General features: G+C 59.0%; 26 protein-coding genes. 16 read left to right on the top strand and 10 right to left on the bottom strand.

Going from position 1 to position 22,320, the window contains the following annotated elements; translation table 11 throughout:
* Positions 1-235: 235 nt before the first annotated feature.
* Both ELQ88_RS03230 and ELQ88_RS03225 read right to left on the bottom strand, forming a co-directional pair.
* Positions 236-1,456: a CaiB/BaiF CoA-transferase family protein gene (locus ELQ88_RS03230; protein ID WP_138963598.1), complete on the bottom strand. Its 1,221-nt coding sequence runs from the start codon at positions 1,454-1,456 to the stop codon at positions 236-238.
* Between the two features lie 13 nt (positions 1,457-1,469).
* Positions 1,470-2,651 carry an acyl-CoA dehydrogenase gene (locus tag ELQ88_RS03225; protein WP_128874710.1) on the bottom strand — a complete coding sequence of 394 codons (1,182 nt, stop codon included), beginning with the start codon at positions 2,649-2,651 and terminating at the stop codon, positions 1,470-1,472.
* Positions 2,652-2,808: 157 nt separating this feature from the next.
* On the opposite strand from ELQ88_RS03225, the gene ELQ88_RS03220 reads away from it, so the two are divergent.
* The 10 genes from ELQ88_RS03220 (at position 2,809) to ELQ88_RS03175 (ending at position 12,615) form a co-directional block, all read left to right on the top strand.
* Complete coding sequence (locus ELQ88_RS03220) at positions 2,809-3,708, top strand: LysR family transcriptional regulator (protein ID WP_138963596.1); 900 nt, start codon at positions 2,809-2,811, stop codon at positions 3,706-3,708.
* Positions 3,709-4,142: 434 nt separating this feature from the next.
* Positions 4,143-5,264 (top strand): Re/Si-specific NAD(P)(+) transhydrogenase subunit alpha, encoded by a 1,122-nt coding sequence (locus tag ELQ88_RS03215; protein WP_128874708.1) that lies wholly within the window; start codon positions 4,143-4,145, stop codon positions 5,262-5,264.
* Between the two features lie 15 nt (positions 5,265-5,279).
* On the top strand, positions 5,280-5,603 hold the full coding sequence (locus tag ELQ88_RS03210; protein ID WP_017335806.1) for an NAD(P) transhydrogenase subunit alpha: 324 nt from the start codon (positions 5,280-5,282) through the stop codon (positions 5,601-5,603).
* On the top strand, positions 5,603-7,039 hold the full coding sequence (locus ELQ88_RS03205) for an NAD(P)(+) transhydrogenase (Re/Si-specific) subunit beta (RefSeq protein WP_128874707.1): 1,437 nt from the start codon (positions 5,603-5,605) through the stop codon (positions 7,037-7,039). The genes ELQ88_RS03210 and ELQ88_RS03205 overlap by 1 nt, the downstream gene beginning before the upstream one ends.
* 190 nt (positions 7,040-7,229) lie before the next feature.
* Positions 7,230-8,723: an acetyl-CoA hydrolase/transferase family protein gene (locus ELQ88_RS03200; protein ID WP_128874706.1), complete on the top strand. Its 1,494-nt coding sequence runs from the start codon at positions 7,230-7,232 to the stop codon at positions 8,721-8,723.
* 320 nt (positions 8,724-9,043) lie between these two features.
* Positions 9,044-9,259, top strand: a complete 216-nt coding sequence (locus ELQ88_RS03195) for a DUF1127 domain-containing protein (RefSeq protein WP_128874705.1) — start codon at positions 9,044-9,046, stop codon at positions 9,257-9,259.
* Between the two features lie 309 nt (positions 9,260-9,568).
* Complete coding sequence (locus ELQ88_RS03190) at positions 9,569-9,886, top strand: DUF2388 domain-containing protein (RefSeq protein ID WP_064675289.1); 318 nt, start codon at positions 9,569-9,571, stop codon at positions 9,884-9,886.
* Between the two features lie 107 nt (positions 9,887-9,993).
* Positions 9,994-10,311: a DUF2388 domain-containing protein gene (locus tag ELQ88_RS03185; RefSeq protein ID WP_138963594.1), complete on the top strand. Its 318-nt coding sequence runs from the start codon at positions 9,994-9,996 to the stop codon at positions 10,309-10,311.
* 25 nt (positions 10,312-10,336) lie between these two features.
* Positions 10,337-10,657, top strand: coding sequence for a DUF2388 domain-containing protein (locus tag ELQ88_RS03180; RefSeq protein ID WP_138963591.1), 321 nt, complete (start codon positions 10,337-10,339; stop codon positions 10,655-10,657).
* Positions 10,657-12,615, top strand: a complete 1,959-nt coding sequence (locus ELQ88_RS03175; RefSeq protein WP_138963589.1) for a DUF4105 domain-containing protein — start codon at positions 10,657-10,659, stop codon at positions 12,613-12,615. Before ELQ88_RS03180 ends, ELQ88_RS03175 begins: the two co-directional genes overlap by 1 nt.
* A 21-nt stretch (positions 12,616-12,636) precedes the next feature.
* On the opposite strand, the gene trpA is transcribed toward ELQ88_RS03175, so the two are convergent.
* Positions 12,637-13,449, bottom strand: a complete 813-nt coding sequence (trpA, locus tag ELQ88_RS03170; protein ID WP_128874701.1) for a tryptophan synthase subunit alpha — start codon at positions 13,447-13,449, stop codon at positions 12,637-12,639.
* Complete coding sequence (trpB, locus tag ELQ88_RS03165) at positions 13,449-14,684, bottom strand: tryptophan synthase subunit beta (protein WP_138963587.1); 1,236 nt, start codon at positions 14,682-14,684, stop codon at positions 13,449-13,451. Before trpB ends, trpA begins: the two co-directional genes overlap by 1 nt.
* Before the next feature lie 112 nt (positions 14,685-14,796).
* Here trpB and ELQ88_RS03160 point away from each other — a divergent pair, with 112 nt between their 5' ends.
* Entirely contained in the window at positions 14,797-15,714 is a 918-nt protein-coding gene (locus ELQ88_RS03160) for a LysR family transcriptional regulator (RefSeq protein WP_138963585.1), read from the top strand.
* Here ELQ88_RS03160 and ELQ88_RS03155 read toward each other — a convergent pair.
* Positions 15,687-16,013, bottom strand: a complete 327-nt coding sequence (locus tag ELQ88_RS03155; protein WP_064675282.1) for a DUF883 family protein — start codon at positions 16,011-16,013, stop codon at positions 15,687-15,689. The genes ELQ88_RS03160 and ELQ88_RS03155 overlap by 28 nt on opposite strands.
* Before the next feature lie 153 nt (positions 16,014-16,166).
* Here ELQ88_RS03155 and ELQ88_RS03150 point away from each other — a divergent pair, with 153 nt between their 5' ends.
* Both ELQ88_RS03150 and ELQ88_RS03145 read left to right on the top strand, forming a co-directional pair.
* Positions 16,167-16,382 (top strand): dodecin, encoded by a 216-nt coding sequence (locus ELQ88_RS03150; RefSeq protein WP_064675281.1) that lies wholly within the window; start codon positions 16,167-16,169, stop codon positions 16,380-16,382.
* Between the two features lie 122 nt (positions 16,383-16,504).
* Complete coding sequence (locus ELQ88_RS03145; RefSeq protein WP_138963583.1) at positions 16,505-16,726, top strand: DUF1161 domain-containing protein; 222 nt, start codon at positions 16,505-16,507, stop codon at positions 16,724-16,726.
* 68 nt (positions 16,727-16,794) lie between these two features.
* On the opposite strand, the gene ELQ88_RS03140 is transcribed toward ELQ88_RS03145, so the two are convergent.
* On the bottom strand, positions 16,795-17,796 hold the full coding sequence (locus tag ELQ88_RS03140) for an LLM class flavin-dependent oxidoreductase (protein WP_128874697.1): 1,002 nt from the start codon (positions 17,794-17,796) through the stop codon (positions 16,795-16,797).
* 241 nt (positions 17,797-18,037) lie between these two features.
* Here ELQ88_RS03140 and ELQ88_RS03135 point away from each other — a divergent pair, with 241 nt between their 5' ends.
* A complete protein-coding gene (locus ELQ88_RS03135; protein ID WP_128874696.1) occupies positions 18,038-18,469 on the top strand; it encodes an OsmC family protein in 432 nt (143 codons plus the stop codon).
* A gap of 190 nt (positions 18,470-18,659) precedes the next feature.
* On the top strand, positions 18,660-18,893 hold the full coding sequence (locus ELQ88_RS03130) for a DUF1161 domain-containing protein (protein ID WP_138963581.1): 234 nt from the start codon (positions 18,660-18,662) through the stop codon (positions 18,891-18,893).
* Between the two features lie 6 nt (positions 18,894-18,899).
* Here ELQ88_RS03130 and ELQ88_RS03125 read toward each other — a convergent pair whose 3' ends face one another.
* Both ELQ88_RS03125 and ELQ88_RS03120 read right to left on the bottom strand, forming a co-directional pair.
* The gene (locus ELQ88_RS03125; protein ID WP_128874695.1) at positions 18,900-19,325 is read right to left on the bottom strand and encodes a hypothetical protein; all 426 of its coding nucleotides are present in this window, start codon (positions 19,323-19,325) and stop codon (positions 18,900-18,902) included.
* A gap of 41 nt (positions 19,326-19,366) precedes the next feature.
* A complete protein-coding gene (locus ELQ88_RS03120) occupies positions 19,367-19,789 on the bottom strand; it encodes a hypothetical protein (RefSeq protein WP_138963579.1) in 423 nt (140 codons plus the stop codon).
* Positions 19,790-19,848: 59 nt separating this feature from the next.
* Between ELQ88_RS03120 and ELQ88_RS03115 the strand changes: the two genes are divergently transcribed.
* Positions 19,849-20,940 carry an aminopeptidase gene (locus tag ELQ88_RS03115; RefSeq protein WP_138963577.1) on the top strand — a complete coding sequence of 364 codons (1,092 nt, stop codon included), beginning with the start codon at positions 19,849-19,851 and terminating at the stop codon, positions 20,938-20,940.
* A 72-nt stretch (positions 20,941-21,012) separates the two neighbouring features.
* On the opposite strand, the gene ELQ88_RS03110 is transcribed toward ELQ88_RS03115, so the two are convergent.
* Both ELQ88_RS03110 and ELQ88_RS03105 read right to left on the bottom strand, forming a co-directional pair.
* Complete coding sequence (locus tag ELQ88_RS03110; RefSeq protein ID WP_138963575.1) at positions 21,013-21,663, bottom strand: HAD family hydrolase; 651 nt, start codon at positions 21,661-21,663, stop codon at positions 21,013-21,015.
* A 44-nt stretch (positions 21,664-21,707) separates the two neighbouring features.
* Positions 21,708-22,253 carry a gamma carbonic anhydrase family protein gene (locus ELQ88_RS03105; RefSeq protein WP_128874691.1) on the bottom strand — a complete coding sequence of 182 codons (546 nt, stop codon included), beginning with the start codon at positions 22,251-22,253 and terminating at the stop codon, positions 21,708-21,710.
* Positions 22,254-22,320: the final 67 nt, after the last annotated feature.

The following is a 22,320-nucleotide window of genomic DNA, read 5'->3' as shown; positions in this document are numbered from 1 at the left end:
CCTTCTGGGCTTCGATGAACTGAAGCAACTCACTGTCGAAAACTGCGTAACTCTTTGTTTACCAAGGAGTTTTCCGTTTCGACTGCGCCGGAAGTGGGGCGAATTATAGACTTCCAGAATCTGCCGTCAAGCCCTGATTTCAGCTTTCCTATCAATAACTTACCAATGGCCGCAAAACAGCCGTCCACCCCCGGCTGGAGAAAGGAAAATCGCCCCTTCTATATAGAAGGAGCCCTCAAAGCACTCCGGCCTCTTTAAAGGCAGCCACCGCGTCTGCATCCAGGCCCAACACCCGCTGCAGAACCTCCAGCGTGTGCTCGCCCAATAAAGGAGGCGCATTGCGGTATTCCACAGGCGTCTCGGACAGTCGAATCGGACTCGCCACCTGCGGCACCATCCCGGCCAGCGCATGAGGCAACTCAATCGCCAAACCCCGCGCCTTGACCTGAGGGTCGGCAAACATCTGAGCCAGATCATTGATCGGCCCACAAGGCACGCCTGCCTGCTCCAGCTGCAGTACCCACTCGGCAGTCGTCTTGAACACCGTTGCCTGGCGGATAAGCGGAATCAACAGCGCACGGTTCGCCACCCGCAACTTGTTGGTCGCAAAGCGTGGGTCATCCGCCCACTGCGGCTGACCCGCGACTTCGGCAAACTTGCGGAACTGCCCGTCATTACCCACGGTGAGGATGAAGTCGCCATCCGCCGTAGGAAAATCCTGATAAGGCACGATGTTCGGATGAGCATTACCCAGGCGCTTCGGAGCATGGCCTGTCGTCAGGTAATTCATCGCCTGGTTCGCCAGACAAGCCACCTGAACATCCAGCAGCGCCATATCGATATGCTGACCGCCGCCGTCCTGATTGCGGTGAGCCAATGCCGCCAGGATCGCCACTGTCGAGTAGAGTCCGGTGAGGATGTCAGTCAGCGCCACGCCGACTTTCACCGGCCCGGCCCCTTCCTCGCCTTCCGGTCGCCCGGTCAGACTCATCAGCCCGCCCAGCCCCTGGATCATGAAGTCATAACCCGCGCGCTTGGCGTAAGGCCCCGTCTGGCCAAACCCGGTAATCGAGCAATAGATCAGGTTCGGATTGAGGGCCTTGAGCGATTCATAGTCCAACCCATAAGCCGCCAGACCTCCCACTTTGAAGTTCTCGATCAGGATGTCCGACCTGGCTGCCAGCTCACGCACCAGCTTCTGCCCCTCCGGGCGCGTGAAGTCGATGGTGACGGATTGCTTGTTGCGATTGGCCGACAAGTAATAGGCCGCTTCGCTGGTGTTCTCGCCATTGGCGTCTTTCAGGAAAGGAGGCCCCCAGGCGCGCGTATCATCACCATTGCCCGGCCGCTCGACCTTGATTACATCAGCACCAAGGTCGGCAAGGATCTGCCCGGCCCACGGCCCGGCCAGCACCCGCGATAAATCCAGTACCCGTAGATGCGATAGCGCGCCCATGGACGTTCTCCTGTTAATAGAACGCCTGGAGGCCGGTCTGCGCACGTCCGAGGATCAGCGCGTGGACGTCATGCGTACCTTCATAGGTATTCACCACTTCCAGGTTGACCAGATGGCGAGCAACGCCGAATTCATCGGAGATGCCATTGCCGCCCAACATGTCGCGCGCCATGCGCGCAATATCCAACGACTTGCCGCAGGAGTTGCGCTTCATCATCGAGGTGATCTCGACCGCAGCCGTGCCTTCATCCTTCATGCGGCCCAGACGCAAGCAACCTTGCAGCGCCAGGGTGATTTCCGTCTGCATGTCGGCCAGCTTCTTCTGGATCAGCTGAGTGGCGGCCAATGGACGACCGAACTGCTGGCGATCCAGGGTGTATTGGCGAGCGGTGTGCCAGCAGAATTCGGCGGCACCGAGTGCGCCCCAGGAAATACCGTAACGCGCCGAGTTGAGGCAGGTAAAAGGACCTTTCAAACCACGGACATCCGGGAAGATGTTCTCTTCAGGGACAAACACGTTATCCATGACGATCTCGCCGGTGATGGATGCGCGCAGGCCGACCTTGCCGTGAATCACCGGGGCGCTCAAGCCTTTCCAGCCTTTCTCCAGCACGAAGCCACGGATATCGCCGGCGTCATCCTTGCCCCAGACCACGAATACATCGGCGATCGGGCTGTTGGTGATCCACATCTTGCTGCCGGTCAGGCTGTAACCGCCTTCCACTTTGCGCGCACGGGTAAGCATCGCACCCGGGTCGGAACCATGGTTCGGCTCGGTCAGACCGAAGCAGCCGATCCATTCGCCGGAAGCCAGTTTCGGCAGGTACTTCTGCTTCTGGGCTTCAGTACCAAACTCGTTGATCGGCACCATCACCAGCGAAGACTGCACGCTCATCATCGAGCGATAACCGGAGTCGACACGCTCGACTTCACGGGCGATCAAGCCGTAGCTGACATAGTTCAAGCCGCTGCCACCGTACTGTTCAGGGATGGTCGCCCCCAAAAGGCCCACTTCGCCCATCTCGCGAAAGATCGCCGGGTCGGTCTTTTCATGGCGGAAAGCTTCGAGAACGCGCGGCGCGAGTTTCTGCTGAGCGAATTGCTCGGCAGTATCGCGGATCATGCGCTCTTCTTCGGTGAGCTGTTGATCCAGCAGCAGGGGATCGATCCAGTTGAAGCTAGCTTTACCGCCCATGAGTGTGTCCTCTCGAATCGGGTCAAATATCGTGGATTGATCCTAGGCCGGGTTCGGCGTCAGGGCAAACGAGGATTTTGCATACTGTTGTGCTAATTTCTCACTCCGAAAGGTCGCGAAATGGCTTTTATGCGCTGTATTAGTGAGGTTGCCGTACATGCGAAGGAAAATACCCAGCACGACTGCCCTGATCAGCTTCGAGGCGGCAGCGCGCCACGAAAGCTTTACCAAGGCCGCCCAGGAGCTTTCGCTGACCCAGGGCGCGATTTGCCGGCAGATCGCCAGCCTGGAAGAGTTTCTGGGCGTCGAACTGTTCCGCCGCTCGCGCCGCGGGGTCAAGCTGACAGAAGCCGGACTGTCCTATAGCCGACGGGTAGCCACCCAGCTCGATGCGGTTGAACGGGACACCTTGTCGGTGATGGGCCAGCAGGGCACCAATGTGATCGAGCTGGCCGTAGTACCGACCTTTGGTACTCAATGGCTGCTGCCAAGGCTCAAGGACTTCCAGCAACAACACCCGGAAGTGACGGTCAACCTCACCAACCGAACGCGACCCTTCCTGTTTGCCGACACCGACTTCGACGCGGCGATCTATTTTGGCGACGCTGACTGGTCGGGCACCGAATCCCACAGGCTGATGGGCGAAAGCCCGATGCCCGTATGCAGCCCTGACCTGCTGGGGAAAAAGACCCATCTGACACCCGGTGCAATCGCCGACCTGCCCCTGCTGCAACAGACCACTCGCCCCTATGCCTGGCGCCAGTGGTTCAACTCGCAGAACCTAAATATCCCGCGAGACATGACAGGACCGCGGTACGAGCTATTCTCCATGCTGGCCCAAGCGGCCATGCACGATATGGGGATTGCGCTGATCCCGCCGTTCCTGATTCAGCGGGAGTTGGCGGAGAAGCGCCTGGTGATCGCCAACCCCCAGACACTGTCGAGCATCAAGGCTTATTACCTGATGATTCCAGAGCGAAAGGTCGAATCGGCCTCTTTAAGGGCTTTTCGCGATTGGCTGGTTAATCAGGCACACAGCTACAACCTTGGCGCTTGAAGGCTCGGCGCAATTAGTTGACCTCGTAGTCAACAAACTCAAAACCCTACAGATATAAATATTTGTCGCAAATTCGCAAACTGTACCGTGAGGCTGTACAAACGTCCCATAAGCGCTTGAAACCTGGCCTTGAGCATCCATTACGCAACAATTACCCCTTATTCACCTCACCGATGTGCAAATAGATCATTTTTTAGCGAAGTCCTTGCAAGGCACGGCCTGCAAGGGATTGATCCATCTGGTTGCGACATTCGGTCACGGGGTGACTTGTAGTTAATTTTCCGTCACCCGTCATAATCCCTTGATGGGCACAAAGTTCGCCTGCAAAATGCCGCGCCCCGCCCTTGTTTGGCGGGATCGTGCTGATCGGCCGCCCCAGCCGCACCATCCGTAGTGCATGGGTTTACTCAATAAGATCACGCAGGAGATTTGACGTGCACATTGGTGTTCCTCTCGAAACCCAGACGGGTGAAACGCGGGTTGCTGCAACCCCGGAAACCATCAAGAAGCTGATCGGCCAGGGTCATAAGGTCACGGTCCAAAGCGGCGCCGGCATTAGTGCCAGTGTTGTCGACAGTGCTTATGAAGCGGCAGGCGCAACCATTGGCAGCGCCAACGATGCGTTTGGCGCCGAGCTGATTCTCAAGGTGGTCGCTCCCAGCGACAGCGAACTCGCGCTGATCAAGAGCGGCACCGTTGTGGTGGGCATGCTCAACCCGTTCAGCAATGAAACCATTGCCAAGCTGGCCGAGTGCGGCATTACCGCGTTCGCGCTGGAAGCCGCGCCACGCACCTCCCGCGCGCAGAGCCTGGATGTGCTGTCGTCCCAGGCCAACATCGCCGGCTATAAAGCCGTGCTGCTGGCGGCTCACCATTATCCGCGCTTCATGCCGATGCTGATGACCGCTGCGGGCACCGTGAAAGCGGCGCGCGTATTGATTCTGGGTGCCGGCGTCGCCGGTTTGCAGGCCATTGCCACGGCAAAACGCCTGGGTGCAGTCATCGAAGCGTCTGACGTGCGTCCTGCAGTAAAAGAGCAGATCGAATCCCTCGGCGCCAAGTTCGTCGACGTGCCTTATGAGACCGATGAAGAGCGCGAATGCGCCGTCGGTGTCGGCGGTTACGCGCGTCCCATGCCCGCCAGCTGGATGCAGCGCCAAGCCTTGGCCGTGCACGAGCGCGCCAAGCAGGCTGACATTGTCATCACCACCGCACTGATCCCGGGCCGCAAGGCGCCGACGCTGCTCAGCGCGGAAACCGTGGCACAGATGAAGCCGGGCTCGGTGGTCATCGACCTCGCGGCAGCCCAGGGCGGCAACTGCCCGCTGACCGTAGCCGACCAGGTAGTGGTCGAAAATGGCGTGACCATTTGCGGCCCGACCAACCTGGCCGGCGCCGTCGCGGCCGATGCTTCGGCGTTGTACGCGCGCAACCTGCTGGACTTCCTGAAGCTGGTCTTCAACAAAGAAGGCCAGTTCGAGATCAACCTCGAAGACGATATCGTCGCCGCGTGCCTGATGTGCCGCGACGGCCAAGTCATCCGCAAAAACGCCTAAGCAGGGATTCAGACGATGGAAGAGCTTATCTCCCCCGGTATCTACAACCTGATCATCTTCGTGCTGGCGATTTATGTCGGTTATCACGTGGTCTGGAACGTTACACCTGCTCTGCACACGCCGTTGATGGCGGTGACCAACGCCATTTCGGCCATCGTGATCGTCGGCGCCATGCTGGCGGCGGCGCTGACCGTGACGCCACTGGGCAAGACCATGGGCACCCTGGCGGTGGCGCTGGCGGCAGTGAACGTGTTTGGTGGCTTCCTGGTCACCCGCAGGATGCTTGAAATGTTCAAGAAAAAAGCCCCGAAAGCGGTTAAAGAAGAGGCGTCCAAGTAATGAGCATGAACCTCGTCACGACGCTCTACTTGATCGCGTCGATCTGCTTCATCCAGGCCCTCAAAGGTCTGTCGCACCCGACCACGTCCCGACGCGGCAATTTTTACGGCATGCTCGGCATGGCGCTGGCGATCCTCACCACCGTGGGCCTCATCTATAAGCTGGGCGCTGAGCTCGCGACTGCCGGGATCGGTTACGTCATCGTCGGCCTGTTGGTCGGCGGCACCGCCGGTTCGATCATGGCCAAGCGCGTTGAAATGACCAAGATGCCGGAACTGGTCGCTTTCATGCACAGCATGATCGGTATGGCCGCCGTGTTCATTGCCATCGCCGCTGTCGTTGAGCCGCAATCGCTGGGTATCGTTAAACAACTGGGTGATTCGATCCCGGCGGGCAACCGTCTGGAGCTGTTCCTCGGCGCCGCCATCGGTGCAATCACCTTCTCCGGTTCGGTGATCGCCTTCGGCAAGCTCTCGGGCAAATACAAGTTCCGCCTGTTCCAGGGCGCGCCGGTGCAATTCAGCGGCCAGCACAAGCTCAACCTGGTGCTGGGCCTGGCGACGCTGGCGCTGGGTATCACCTTCATGCTCACTGGCAGTCTCAGCGCTTTCGCCCTGATGCTGGCCCTGGCCTTCGTGCTCGGCGTGCTGATCATCATCCCGATCGGCGGCGCGGACATGCCGGTGGTGGTGTCCATGCTCAACAGCTACTCCGGCTGGGCAGCGGCAGGTATCGGTTTCTCGCTGAACAACTCGATGCTGATCATTGCCGGCTCGCTCGTGGGTTCGTCCGGTGCAATCCTGTCGTACATCATGTGCAAGGCGATGAACCGTTCGTTCTTCAACGTACTGCTCGGCGGCTTCGGCAACACCGCAGATGCGGCTGGCCCGGCCGGCTCGAAAGAAGCCCGCCCGGTGAAATCCGGTTCGGCCGACGACGCGACCTTCCTGCTGACCAACGCCGATACCGTGATCATCGTTCCGGGCTACGGCCTGGCCGTAGCACGGGCGCAGCACGCGCTGAAAGAGCTGACCGAGAAGCTGACTCATCGCGGCGTGACCGTGAAGTACGCGATCCACCCGGTTGCCGGGCGCATGCCCGGCCACATGAACGTGTTGTTGGCCGAGGCTGAAGTGCCTTACGACCAGGTGTTCGAGATGGAAGACATCAACTCCGAGTTCGGTCAGGCCGACGTGGTGCTGGTGTTGGGTGCCAACGACGTGGTCAACCCGGCGGCGAAGAACGATCCGAAATCGCCGATCGCCGGCATGCCGATTCTCGAGGCGTTCAAGGCCAAGACCATCATCGTCAACAAGCGCTCGATGGCCAGCGGCTATGCCGGCCTGGACAACGAACTGTTCTACCTCGATAAAACCATGATGGTCTTCGGCGACGCCAAGAAAGTCATCGAAGACATGGTTAAAGCCGTCGAGTAAAACCTGCTCCAACGCAATACCCCAAACCCCGGCCTTTAGCAGGCTGGGGTTTTTTATTGCCCGTGAAATGCCCCGTTAACCCGACCAAAGGCTCTAAATCAGGGCTCGGCATTCGACCATGGTAGCGGGACGGATTTTTTTCAAATCACTAGACTGCACACCTTGCTTTCGTTACCCGAGATAAACCTCCATGTACCGTGATCGTATTCGCTTGCCTTCGTTGTTGGATAAAGTGATGAGCGCCGCTGACGCTGCCGCTCTGATTGAGGACGGCATGACCGTCGGCATGAGTGGTTTCACTCGCGCCGGCGAAGCCAAGGCTGTGCCGCACGCATTGGCCGAACGCGCCAAACTGACTCCGCTGAAAATCACCCTGATGACCGGCGCGAGCCTGGGCAACGACCTCGACAAACAGCTCACCGAAGCCGGCGTATTATCACGACGCATGCCATTCCAGGTCGATAGCACGCTGCGCAAGGCGATTAACGCCGGCGAAGTGATGTTCATTGACCAGCACCTTTCAGAAACCGTGGAACAGCTGCGCAACCAGCAGCTCAAGCTGCCGGACATCGCGGTGATCGAGGCCGTGGCGATCACCGAACAGGGCCACATCGTACCGACCACTTCGGTCGGCAACTCGGCCAGCTTTGCGATTTTCGCCAAACAGGTGATCGTTGAGATCAACCTGGCGCACAATCCGAACCTGGAAGGTCTGCACGACATCTATATCCCGACTTATCGCCCGACTCGCACGCCGATCCCGCTGGTGAAGGTTGACGACCGGATTGGCAGTACCGCCATCCCGATCCCGGCGGAAAAGATCGTCGCCATCGTGATCACCAATCAGCCCGACTCGCCTTCTACAGTACTGCCACCGGACATGGACACCCAGGCCATCGCCGACCATCTGATCGACTTCTTCAAGCAGGAAGTGGCGGCCGGACGCATGACCAACAAGCTGGGCCCGCTGCAAGCCGGGATCGGCACCATCGCCAACTCGGTGATGTGCGGCCTGATCGATTCCCCCTTCGAAGACCTCACCATGTACTCCGAAGTGCTGCAGGACTCGACCTTCGACCTGATCGATGCCGGCAAGCTGACTTTTGCATCGGGCAGTTCGATCACTTTGTCGGCTCGTCGCAATACCGACGTGTTCGGCAACCTGGAGCGCTACAAGGACAAACTGGTCCTGCGTCCACAGGAAATATCCAACCACCCGGAAGTGGTGCGCCGACTGGGCATCATCGGCATTAACACCGCACTGGAATTCGACCTGTACGGCAACGTCAACTCCACCCATGTCTGCGGCACGCGGATGATGAACGGGATCGGCGGTTCGGGCGACTTCGCGCGCAACGCGCACCTGGCGATCTTTGTGACCAAGTCGATCGCCAAAGGCGGCGCGATCTCCAGCGTCGTGCCCATGGTCAGCCACGTCGACCACACCGAGCATGATGTGGACATCCTCGTCACCGAGATCGGCCTGGCCGACCTGCGCGGCCTGGCACCGCGGGAGCGGGCTCGCGTCGTCATCGACAATTGTGTGCACCCGGACTATCGCCAGGCGCTGGATGACTACTTCACAGCGGCCTGCGCAATCGGTGGTCATACCCCGCATATCTTGCGCGACGCACTGAGCTGGCACATGAACCTCGAAGAAACCGGGCGCATGCTTGCCGTGTGAGGGAATACAGATAGCGGCTGACGCAAACACAGTTTCGTCAGCCTGCTATTGCCAAGCAGAAATGAGTTTAAAACTGTACTGCTGTACCGGTCTTTTCCTACAGAATTTCCCTACCTTTCCGAGCCAAAGGATCAATTTCGCACCATATAGGTGCAGATAGGTACAGTTGCCTCAATTTTGACCAGTACACCGCCTATTAACAGTTAACTGGTCCCTCACAATACAGGTGAACTGTATCTACAGGGACTGGCCAAACAAGAGGATCATTGGCATCAGTTAAACCACTACCTAATCCCGCCACAAGCGGAAGGATGCTAACCATGGAACGTACACTCAGTTCCGAACTGTTCTTCGAAGACACCACTGCAAAAACCCAGGCTTCCATGCCTCTGCGCGTTCTCGCCAACCTGATGTTGTGGCAGCGCCGCATCTCCAGCCGCCATCAACTGGCTCGTCTGGATTCGCGTCTGCTGGCTGATGCCGGGATTAGCGAAGCACAACGCTACGAAGAGCTGAGCAAGCCGTTCTGGCGCTAAGTAGCGTCGCTGGCTCTGACCTGCAGGGTCCACCGCCAGCAACCCGAATTGAATAAACAAAACCCGTCGTGGGAAACCACGACGGGTTTTGTCGTTTCAGGGCTTGGAAAAGCCATACCAGTACAGTTTCTCGCACATTAGTTTTAACCGGTACACTTTGACAGCTACATATATCGTTTCTCCAAATGACTGTTCGAATCCATCACTGCCGACCTAAAATCTAACCAGAACGTGGCGAACGCGGTATCACAGGCGTCTGATCTCCAGACACTGCGCCACCCCCAATCGGTTCACCAAAGGAGTTACATCATGTCCCGTCTTCGCCTGCTCAGCGCTGCAGCCCTGCTTGCCGTGGCAGCCAATGCCCACGCCACCAGCTTCATCGTGACCACCGATGCCGTCGTGGGCGCACTCAAGGCCACCTCCGATGCGACCTCCGATGTCACGTCGTCCTTTCGCGATGACAAGATCGTGCGCGCTGCCCGAGACGACGCTGCCAGCTTCGTCGCCAGCGAAGGCGCCATCCGTGGCGTGAAACTGGAAAGCGCCCTTGACCACATCCGTCAGCAGGCTCCTCAGCTGAGCGCCACGGATGCGCAACTGGCCCAGGCCATCCTGACGATCTAAGCGACACCGTTCACTTGGGGCACGCGCGTAGTGTCCCAATGTTTCAAGGCTGGCTCTAGACCGGGCGTTGCGCTAGCCTTGAGACTCGCTTCCAGCTATCGAGTCTCATGCGTTTTCTTTCAAATCTGTTGATCACTCCGTTTTTCGCGACAGCCTGCTGGGTGGGTTCGGCCCAGGCCTACGACGCCTTCAACCTGTCGACACAAGGCATCGTCGCCACCGGCTACGCCACCACCATGGTGTCCGCCGCCCCCTTTGACCGTAAGCTGCTACTCGCCGCACAGGATGACGCTGCGGCGTTCATCGCCAGTGACGGCGAACTGCGGGGCGCGCAACTGGAGGCTGCCCTGGCCTATCTGCGCGACACCCGACCAAAACTTCATGCAAGCGACCTTGAACTGGCGCAGGCAATTCTCGTCCAATAGTTATCCTTATCTGCGGAGTCGTTCCATGCGTAGCCCCCTGATTGCTGCTGCCCTTGGCCTGTTGTTGTTGGCCGATGCGACCCAGGCGCACACCTTGGTCGCCACCAGTAACATCATCATCGATGCCTCCCGGCGCACCATTGATTTCACATCCGACACCACCACGTCCATTCGCGATTCGAAAATCATCCGCGAAGCCCACGACGATGCGGCCAGCTTCGTTGCCAGCGAAGGTGAAATTCGCGGTGCACAACTGGAAGCTGCCTTCGACACATTGCGCACCCGCGTCCCCGAAGCCCGGGATGCCAGTGATCAGGTTCTCGCCGAAGCCATCCTCGCACTGTGATGTCGCCTGTCGCCTGGCTGTTGGCCGGGGTCCTGTTGCTGCTTGGCAACACGGCCCAGGCTGGCCTGCAATTACAGCTCAAGACCCAAGGGCTGAGCCCCGCACAACAGCAGGCCAGTCAGGCGCTGCTCGATGAGGCCATGCAGGCATTGCCGCCGCGCTTCATCGAGCAACTCGACCGCAGGATCGACGTCGGCTGGACCGATAAGATGCCCGCCGATGCCTACGGGCAGGCGTCGCTGGTGTCCGAACTCGACTTGAACCGCAACCTGCTCGCCAGCCTCACCGACGGCAGCGCTGCGACCAAGAAAACGTATCGCCCCCACGGCACTGTGCGCAGGGAAATGCTGGCGACGGTGCTGCACGAACTCACTCACATCTATGACCGCTCGCGGCTGTGGCCAGACGCGGAGCGCACGCTGATTCAGCGCTGCACCCGGCGTAACAGCAGCTCAGGGCTGATCGGCATGCCCGACGAATGTCGTGGTCAGGCCGATCGACGCTTTACCCTCAGCGACGACCCGCGCCTGCTCGACCTTGCCGGCTGGCCGCAGTACGTCGGCCGCCGTGGCGAGCGCGAACAGTACAATCGACAAATTGCCCGCAGCCCGGACATCTACGAGACGAGCAGCCCCAAGGAGTTCGTCGCGGTCAACATGGAGTATTTCCTGCTCGACCCGAGCTACGCCTGTCGCCGTCCTGCGCTGTACCGCTACTACCAGGACCATTTCGGCTGGGCGCCCGCCGCCAAAGACACCTGCGGCAAATCCTTTGCGTTTCTCAATGCCGGCAACGACTTCGCCAAACAACCCCTGGGCCAGGTCGACCCGGAAAGGGTATACGCCGTCGACTATCTGCTGGCCGAAGCCAACCAGAATTGGGTCAGCCGCTGGGGCCACAGTATGTTGCGCCTGGTGATCTGTGCACCCGGTCGGCCACGCGGGCCGGATTGCCGGCTGGATCTGGATCAGCATCTGGTGCTGTCCTACCGCGCCTTCGTCGGTGATGTACAGCTGTCGAGCTGGGACGGCCTGGTGGGTAAATACCCGTCGCGCCTGTTTGTCCTGCCGCTGGCTCAGGTGATCGACGAATACACCAAGACCGAACTGCGCAGCCTGGCCTCGGTGCCGCTGAACCTGTCGCGCAACGAAATCGAAGACGTGGTGGAGCATGCCGCCGAGATGCACTGGAGCTACGACGGCAATTATTTCTTCCTGTCCAATAACTGCGCGGTAGAAGGATTGAAACTGTTGCGCAGCGGCACCAACAATTCGCAGCTGGTCGGGCTGGACAGCATCATGCCCAATGGTTTGCTGGAAGTGCTCAAGGGTCGCGGGCTGGCGGATACCAGCGTGCTGGACGATCCTCGCGAAGCGCTGCGCCTGGGCTATCGCTTCGACTCCTTCCGCGATCGTTATCAAGCGATGTTCGACGTGCTGAAGAAGCACCTGCCGATCAAGCAGGAAAAGGTCGAAGACTGGCTGGCATTGAAAGCCGACGAACGCCGGCAATGGATTGACCGGGCCGACTTGCGCACCAGTGCGGCATTGCTGTTATTGGAGCAGGCCGCCTTTCGCCAACAGTTGGTACTGGCCCAGGACGAAGTGAAACAGCGCTATCTGGGCGCTCGTGAATTGAAGAACGGCGGCATGGACAAGGCCAACGCGACCTTGCAGCAGATTCTCGCCAACAGTGGCTTCCTCAGCCGTCCGGCGGAGTTGCTCGGTACCGGTGGTTATGGCTTGCCGCAGCCGAATGAATGGCAACGCCTGGAATCGGAAAGCAGCCTGCGGCAGAAACAGCTTCAAGCGCTGACCGGGGATCTGGACAAGGAAGTGAGGGCGCTGCTCGAACCGAGCCGGGCGGCCGAGATGGCCGCCAATGAAGCCAACCTGAAGCAGGTTGGCGAGCATTTGAGAAAGTTGCACAGAGCCGCGGGCGGGCTGGAGTTGCCCTGAAAGCGAAAGATCTCGCAGGCTTCAGCTGACGCGGGCTTTTCGTACACCGTCGGCCAGCGCCGCGCACAGGCTCAACACACCGTCGACCGCCTGGGCCGGCGTCGAAGCATTGGCGATGTGATCGATCAACGCCGACCCCACCACCACACCATCCGCCAGGCGAGCGATGGCAGCCGCTTGCTCCGGTGTACGGATGCCGAAACCGATGCTGATCGGCAGATCGGTGTGGCGACGCAGACGGGCAACCGCTTCTTCAACGTGGTCCAGCGTTGCCGCGCCCGCACCGGTCACACCGGCAACAGACACGTAGTAAACGAAACCGGAACTGCCGTTCAGTACGGTTGGCAAGCGCACGTCGTCGGTCGTCGGCGTGGTCAGGCGAATGAAGTCGATACCCGCGGCCTGGGCCGGATCGCACAACTCGCCGTTATGCTCGGGTGGCAGGTCGACCACGATCAGGCCGTCCACGCCGGCCTCTTTGGCGTCGGCAATGAAACGTGGCACGCCATACATATGAATCGGGTTGAAATAGCCCATCAACACCAGCGGCGTGTCGGTATTGCCTTCGCGGAACTCGCGCACCATTTGCAGGGTTTTCGCCAGGTTTTGCTTGGCACCCAGGGCCCGGATGTTGGCCAGCTGGATCGCCGGGCCATCGGCCATCGGATCGGTGAAGGGCATGCCCAGCTCGATCACGTCGGCGCCAGCACCGGGCAAGCCTTTGAGGATCGCCAGGGACGTGTCGTAGCTCGGGTCGCCAGCGGTAACAAAAGTCACCAGCGCGGCACGGTTCTGTTCCTTGAGTTCGGCAAAACGCGTTTGCAGGCGGCTCATCAGTGTTTCTCCTGCTTTGATTGCTCTTGTTGGGAGAGTTCCATGTGGTGCATCACGGTTTGCATGTCTTTGTCGCCACGACCGGACAGGTTGACCACCATCAGGTGATCTTTCGGCAGGGTCGGTGCGCGTTTGAACACTTCAGCCAGGGCATGGGCACTTTCCAGCGCAGGAATAATCCCCTCCAGGCGGCAGCATTTGTGGAACGCGTCGAGGGCTTCGTCGTCGGTTACCGAGGTGTACTGGACACGGCCGATGTCGTGCAACCAGGCGTGTTCCGGGCCGATGCCCGGATAGTCGAGGCCGGCGGAAATCGAGTGGGCGTCGATGATCTGGCCATCGTCGTCCTGCAACAGGAACGTCCGGTTACCGTGCAGCACGCCCGGTACGCCGCCGTTCAGGCTGGCGGCGTGCTTGCCGGTGTCGATGCCGTGACCGGCCGCTTCAACGCCGATGATTTCGACGCTTGTGTCGTCGAGGAACGGGTGGAACAGGCCCATGGCATTGGACCCGCCGCCGATGCACGCCACCAGGCTGTCCGGCAGGCGGCCTTCCTGGGCTTGCAGCTGGTCACGGGTTTCCTTGCCGATGACGGCCTGGAAGTCGCGAACCATGGCCGGGTATGGATGCGGACCGGCCACGGTACCGATCAGGTAGAAGGTGCTGTCGACGTTGGTGACCCAGTCACGCAACGCTTCGTTCATCGCATCCTTCAGGGTGCCAGTCCCGGCCACCACCGGGATCACTTCGGCGCCCAACAGCTTCATGCGGAACACGTTGGCTTGCTGGCGTTCGATGTCGGTAGTGCCCATGTAGATCACGCAATCGAGGCCGAAACGCGCGGCCACGGTGGCCGTCGCCACGCCGTGCATGCCAGCGCCGGTTTCGGCGATGATGCGTTTTTTGCCCATGCGCCGCGCCAGCAGGATCTGGCCGATGCAATTGTTGATCTTGTGCGCGCCGGTGTGGTTCAGCTCTTCACGCTTCAGGTAAATCTTCGCGCCGCCGCAGAACTCGGTCAGCCGCTCGGCGAAATAAAGCGGGCTTGGACGACCGACATAGTCGCGCTGAAAGTAGGCCAATTCCTCTTTGAATGCAGGATCTTCCTTGGCCGCTTCGTATTCGCGGGCCAGCTCGAGAATCAAAGGCATCAGGGTTTCAGCGACGTAACGGCCACCGAACGCGCCAAACAGGCCGTTGGCGTCGGGGCCGTTGCGCAGATTAGTCTGGGTCATGGGTCGCTCCAGTTGAATGCGTGAGATGACAATGGGCTCAACTCTACCCCTCACGCCGCAAGCTGAAAACCGATAAGATTGCCATAACCTGTCAGGAAAACTCACAGATCCCATGAGCCATGACCTTCCCCCGCTGAACGCATTGCGTGCCTTTGAAGCAACCGCCCGCCTGAACAGCGTCAGTCAGGCCGCCGAACAATTGCACGTTACCCATGGCGCAGTCAGCCGGCAACTCAAGGTGCTTGAAGAACACCTTGGGGTGAGTCTTTTCATCAAGGATGGACGCGGCCTTAAACTCACAGATGCCGGGGTTCGATTGCGCGATGCCAGCGCCGAAGCGTTCGAGCGCTTGCGTACGGTGTGCGCAGAGCTGACCCAAAGCGCCGCCGACGCGCCGTTTGTACTCGGCTGCTCAGGCAGCTTGCTGGCACGCTGGTTCATTCCGCGCTTGGGAAGGCTGAATTCGGACCTGCCGGACTTGCGCCTGCATCTATCGGCCGGTGAAGGCGATCTCGATCCTCGTCGGCCGGGGCTGGATGCCCTGCTGGTGTTTGCCGAGCCACCTTGGCCGGCGGACATGCAGGTCTACGAATTGGCCAGCGAACGGATTGGCCCCGTCATGAGCCCGCGATTTGCCGGCTATCAACGATTGCTGGAAGCACCGGCCACCGCGCTGCTGGAGGAGCCATTGCTGCACACCACCTCTCGCCCACAAGCCTGGCCCAGTTGGGCGCAACAAAGTGGAATCGACGCCAAGGCGTTGAAATTGGGTCAGGGGTTCGAGCATTTGTATTACTTGCTGGAAGCGGCAGTGGCGGGGCTGGGCGTGGCAATTGCCCCTGAACCGCTGGTGGCCGAGGACTTGAAGGCCGGCCGCCTGGTCGCGCCCTGGGGCTTCAGTGAAACCTCGGCGCAACTGGCGTTGTGGCTACCCAAGCGCGCCGCGGACGGGCGCGCCCGGCAGTTGGCGCAGTGGCTCAAGAACGAACTGCGCCAAACCGATCATTCGCCGCGCTTGAACAACAGATAAGCAGCGAGCAAACCCAGCGCACCCACAGCGACACCCGCTGTAGTCCAAGGGTGTTCCTGGGCGTAGTCCCGTGTGGCGATCCCGGTTTCGCGGGTTTTGACTTTGACTTCTTCGTACGCGTCGCTGAGCAGATGGCGCGAATGCTTCAGTGCGTTTTCGGCGTTTGTTTTCAATACTTTAAGGGTTTTACGCGACTCGTCCGAGGCGTCGTCCTTAAGGCTTTCCAGAGACTTGAGCAAACTCTCGATCTCGGCTTCCATGCTTTGCAATGAGGCTTTACGTAAAGAAGTGGTGGCCATGGTGGCTCTCCTGCATTGGTTGAGTTGCGTGTGTTGATTGGGACTTCAGAGGTTCGAGAAAGTGCAGTAAATCTGAACTTCAACGTCAGATTAGCCGACAGAAGTAATAAGAAAATCACTGCTAGGCTGTAATCAAACCCTGAGGAGAACGCCATGACAGATCATCACACCTACAAGAAAGTCGAGCTGGTCGGCTCATCCGCCAGCAGCATCGAAGACGCCATCAACAACGCCTTGGCCGAAGCCAATAAAAGCCTCAAGTACATGGAATGGTTCGAGGTGACCGAAACACGTGGGCATATCAAGGACGGTAAGGCTGCCCATTTCCAGGTGACGCTCAAGGTCGGATTCCGAATTGCGAGCAGCTGAGTTTGAGCTAGTGTTCCGAACTGGCTTGCTGGCCGAGTGCCATAGGGATTGGCAATACGCGATACAAGAACATCCGGCTGATGCCGGATGCCCCCTATTGATCCGACCAGAGAATGCGATAGATGAAGAAGTTTATTTTAGCGGTGGGTTTGTTGAGCCTTGCGGGTACCGCCTTTGCCGAGGGCAAATCGTGCGAAGAGCTGAAAGCCGAGATCGCAGCGAGACTTGATGCCAAGGGCGTAGCAGGTTATTCGCTGGAGATCGTCGATAAAGGCACTGTTACTGATGGGAAAGTCGTCGGCACTTGTGAAAAGGGCACCAAGGAAATCGTCTACAAGAGGTAATCTGATGCCCGCAAAAAATAGAAAAGCCGACGCAATGACGTCGGCTTTTTGTGGGCAAGGCTCGAGCGTCAGCCCTTCATGACCTGCGCCAACAGTTCATAGGAATGCACCCGATCGGCATGTTCGTACAGGTCACAGGTAAAAATCAGCTCATCGGCCTGGGTCTGCTCAATCAGCACTTCCAGTTTGGCGCGGATCTTCTGCGGGCTGCCGACCATGGCCAGGCCGAGGAAATCTGCAACCGCTTCCTTCTCATGAGGCAGCCACAGGCCGTCCATGGTTTTCACTGGCGGCCGTTGCACCAGGCTCTGGCCACGCATCAATGCGAGAATCCGCTGATAGACCGAGGTCGCCAGATAGTCGGCCTGCTCGTCGGTGTCGGCGGCTACCAAAGGTACGCCGAGCATCACGTAGGGCTTATCCAATACTGCAGAAGGCTTGAAGTGGTTGCGGTAGACGCGAATCGCCTCATGCATGAAGCGCGGTGCGAAATGGGAAGCGAAGGCATAGGGCAAACCGCGCTCACCGGCCAGTTGGGCACTGAACAGGCTCGAACCCAGCAACCAGACAGGGACGTTGGTGCCGGTGCCCGGCATCGCAATAATCCGCTGGTCGGGGGTGCGCGGGCCGAGGTAGCGCATCAGCTCGGTCACGTCTTCGGGAAACTCGTCGGCACTCCCGGAGCGCTCACGACGCAACGCGCGAGCAGTCATTTGATCGGAACCGGGAGCGCGACCCAGGCCCAGATCGATTCGGCCCGGGTACAGACTTTCAAGCGTGCCGAACTGCTCCGCGATGACCAGCGGGGCGTGGTTGGGCAACATCACACCGCCCGAGCCGACGCGAATGGTCGACGTGCCGCCGGCCAGATAACCCAGCAGCACCGAGGTCGCCGAACTGGCAATGCCATCCATATTGTGGTGCTCGGCGACCCAGAAGCGGTTGTAGCCGAACTGCTCGACGTGCTGCGCCAGGTCCAGGGAATTGCGCAGCGACTGGGCCGCGCTGCCGTTCTCCCGCACGGGCACCAGATCGAGGGTCGAGAATTTGATATCGGACAGTCGTTTCATAAGCCTGCTTCTCCAATTGAGGGCGCAGGTTTTTTCTTACAAACGAAAACCTGCCGAATCCATAAGCGTGCTTCATGCAATGAGGGCATATACCCGAGTTTCAATAGCTCAGGCGAAATTCCGGCAAAATGAGGCATCAATTAGAATGCGGTGAACTTTGCAGCACCATCTATCCTCAGAACCCTAGCAACCGAAAACCACGAAGGCGCGACGATTCGCGCCGGATCTTGAGGAGGCAGACATGGCTATCACGAAGAAAGCATCGGCTCATTGGGAAGGTGACCTGAAAACCGGCATCGGCTCGATCTCCACGGAAACCGGTGTACTCAAAGAAGCACCCTACGGCTTCAAGGCGCGTTTCGAAGGCGGCAAAGGCACCAATCCGGAAGAGCTGATCGGTGCGGCACATGCGGGCTGCTTTTCCATGGCGTTTTCAATGATTCTCGGCGATGCCGGTCTCAAGGCTGACAGCATCGATACCCAAGCCGAGGTCACTCTGGACCAAGTGGAGGGTGGCTTTGCGATCACGGCGGTGAAATTGATCCTCAAGGCTAAAATCCCCGGGGCGAGTCAGGCGCAGTTCGAGGAATTGAGCAACAAGGCCAAAGAAGGCTGTCCGGTGTCCAAGGTGCTGAATGCGAAGATCAGCCTGGATGCGACGCTGGTCAGCTAGATCTTCTGTTGCACGTTAAAAGATCGCAGCCTTCGGCAGCTCCTACATGGGTTGAGTGACCCTGCAGGAGCTGCCGAAGGCTGCGATCTTTTTTGGGCTGCACCAAACTTGACTGATTAAACTGTGGTCGAATAAATGACAGCAGCAAAAACGCATCCACGTGCGCGCTGCCCTCAAAGGAGCTTCAACCATGAAACGTTTTGCCTTGGCGCTTATCTGTAGCGCGCTGGCCACATCGGCCCTGGCGGCACCGAAATCCTGTGAAGAACTCAAGGCCGAAATCGAAGCCAAGATCCAGGCCAACAACGTCTCTTCCTACACCCTGGAAATTGTCACCAACGATGAAGTGCACGATCAGAACATGGTCGTTGGCTCGTGCGCAGGCGGCACCAAGAAAATCATCTACCAGAAAAACGACCGCTGATTCACCTCACATGAGGCAATAGGACTCTCGGTCTTCTGCGACGATTTCACGCTTGGCGTTGTACAGGCGAGCGCCAGGAGTGAAAGCGATCGAACGGCCTTCCAGCACATAACGCTGGCCGGCTTCGAAATGATCATAGTGGATGGTCAGGTAACACAATCGTTCCGTGGGACCGTTCATCATGCTCATGCCACCGCCCCCTCCGGGCACTTCGAAGTCGAATCTGACGATCAGCTCATGGCTACCGGGGGTGACCTGGAAAAAACGCCCGTCGCGCAATCGCTGCTTATCCAATCGTTCGGCCATCAACAATTTGTCGTTGGGGAAGGGTGTAGAAAACTCCACCCAGGCCATCTGCGGATTAACCGCCGGCAATGGGCTCTGGCAGCCGGCAACGACACTTGCAGCCAGTAATAGCATTGACCTGCGCATGATGAATTCCCAAGGGTGAGGGGCCTTCAGGATAACGCCGATCAGGTGCGTTGGCAGCCAGCCGGTGTCCCTTGGCCAATCACTTTTCGCTGTTGATCATAGAGCTTTGCCCACGGCCGGAAACCGATATTCCCGGCTTGCAGCTGATACCGCTGGCCAGCGTTGAAATCCTTGAATTTCACGTTCAATTGACAATCACGCCATAGCGGCTCGGCATCGGGACCGATATTGGTAGGCGCGACAGCGAACTGGTAACGCACCGTCAGCTCATGGCTACCGGGTTGAACCTCGAAGTAGCGCTTGTCGGTGGCGACCTTGTCATCGACTTCCAGCGCTTGCAGCGCTGTATCTTCTTGCTGCGAATCCAGGTCGATCCACGCTTGGGACGGATCATGGCGAGGTAATCCGAAACCGGCACAACCTGTCAGCAACAACAGGCTTCCTGTCAGCATCAACGTGCGCATAGCGGAGCTCCAGTCAGGCGGGATAGTCTTGCGGGCAGACTTTCCAGGGATGATTCATTTTGATCAGGCCGCTTCCAAGCCTTGGGTTACTTGATCGCGTTTTACGCATTTTGTTTCCAGGCATGTTGTTTTTGTTGCTCAATGGTTGCACGAGCGTCAGCTATTACGGCCAATTGGCCAGTGGTCAGCTGCAACTGCTGCGGGCACGGGAGCCGGTTGCCAGCGTGATTGCCGATCCCGGTCGCGATCAGCAATTGCGTGCGCGCCTGGCTCAATCACAAAAGGCCCGGACGTTCGCCAGCCAGCATCTGCATCTGCCGGACAATCAGAGCTATCGCCTTTACGCCGACATTGGCCGGCCATTCGTCGTCTGGAATGTGTTTGCCACGCCGGAGTTTTCCCTGACGCCGCAGAACCATTGTTTCCCCATTGCCGGCTGCGTCGCCTATCGCGGTTACTACAGCCAGAGCGCAGCCCGCGGTGAAGCGGCCTTGCAACGACTGCAAGGTATGGACGTGTCGATCGGCGGTGTCGAGGCCTATTCGACGCTCGGCTGGTTCAACGATCCGATCATCAGTTCGATGATGGGTTGGGGCGACGAGCGGCTGGCGACATTGATCTTTCACGAACTGGCGCACCAGCGCCTGTATGTGAAGGACGACACTGAGTTCAACGAGTCTTTCGCCTCTTTCGTCGAAAAGGAAGGCACTCGCCAGTGGCGCGCATTCCGTGGCCTGGCGCCGGACGATGATGCGCAGGCGCAGCGACGCGAGCAATTCCTTCAATTGATTCTGGACACACGCAGGCAGCTCGAATGGCTGTACAACCTGCCACTACCCGCCGACCAGATGCGTCATCGCAAGGCGGCAACGTTCGAGCGCTTGCGCGGTGATTATCGACTGTTGCGTGACACCCAATGGGCTGGGGACCATCGCTACGATGCCTGGATCAATGCGCCGATGAACAATGCCCGGCTGTTACCGTTTGGGTTGTATGACCAATGGGTGGCGGCGTTTGCCGGATTGTTCCGGCAGGAAGGCGGGGACTGGGTGAAGTTTTATGCGGCAGCCGAGAAGTTGGGGGCTCTGCCGGTTGAACAGCGTAAGGCGGCGTTGGAAGGTTTGGCGGGCCCCAGGAATCCTGGTGACTGATAGGGCCTCTTCGTCGGAACGCCGCCCGGACCAAACCCTGTGGGAGCCGGCTTGCCGGCGAAGGCAATTTAACTACCGCTGCAAAAACGCCTGATGCAACTCAGCCAGCGTCTCAAAGTGATAGGTCGGCGCTTCTGCGCTCAGCTCTTCACGGCTACCAAAACCGTAGCCCACCGCCGCGGCATCCAGCCCATTGCTCCGAGCGCCGATCAGGTCGTGTTTACGATCGCCGATCATCAAGGTGGTGCTCGGGTCCAGGCCTTCTTCGGCCATCAGATGGGCGATCAGCTCGACTTTATTGGTACGGGTCCCGTCCAGTTCGCTGCCGTAGATCGCCTTGAAGTGTTTTGCAAAGTCGAAGTGCCTGGCGATTTCCCGGGCGAAGATCCAGGGTTTGGAAGTCGCGATGTACAGCTGTCGCCCTTGCCCGCCGAGGGTTTCCAACAACGGCGTGACGCCGTCGAAGACCCGGTTCTCGTAAAGGCCGGTGACCTTGAAGCGCTCGCGGTAGAAGTTGACCGCTTCCCAGGCTCTGGGCTCGTCGAAGTCGTAGAACTGCATGAACGCCTGCAACAACGGCGGGCCGATAAAGTGTTCGAGCTTGGTCAGATCGGGTTCATCGACCCCCAATTTGCTCAGGGCAAACTGGATCGAACGGGTAATGCCCTCGCGCGGATCGGTCAGGGTGCCATCGAGGTCGAATAAAACGGTTTGATAATGCATGAAAATTCCTGAGCAATAGCGGGACGCTTTCCGTTAACAGGCGCCTAGATCTGGTCGTAGCCTTCGGCCAGATGCAAATCCTTGAGCTTTACGTAATTCGCCGCGCTGTAGGTGAAAAAGGCTTTTTCCTTGTCGGTCAGCGTACGGATCTGTTTGACCGGGCTGCCCACGTAGAGGAAACCGCTTTCCAGGCGCTTGCCGGGCGGTACCAGGCTGCCGGCGCCGATGATCACGTCATCCTCCACCACCGCGCCATCCATCACGATGCTGCCCATGCCGATCAGAACCCGGCTGCCCACGGTGCAACCGTGCAGCATGACTTTATGCGCGATGGTCACGTCATCGCCGATCAGCAACGGGAAGCCATCGGGATTGAACGGGCCGGCATGGGTGATGTGCAGCACGCAGCCATCCTGGACGCTGGTGCGCGCCCCCACACGGATGCGCTGCATGTCGCCACGGATCACCGTCAGCGGCCAGACCGAGCTGTCGTCGCCGATTTCAACGTCGCCGATCACCACTGCCGAGCAGTCGACAAAAGCGCCTTTGCCGAGCAGCGGTGCGTGGTTCTGATACTTGCGAAGGGTCACGATAGGCTCTCTCTCTTTTGCTGATAGCTGCGGTCGACGTCGATTGTAATTAAGATGGGTCAATGTT

Origin of the sequence: Pseudomonas sp. MPC6 (assembly GCF_006094435.1) — a bacterium.
Taxonomy (GTDB): Bacteria; Pseudomonadota; Gammaproteobacteria; order Pseudomonadales; family Pseudomonadaceae; genus Aquipseudomonas.
Note: the sequence above shows the minus strand (reverse complement) of the source record. Positions and strands in the feature narration are given on the sequence as shown.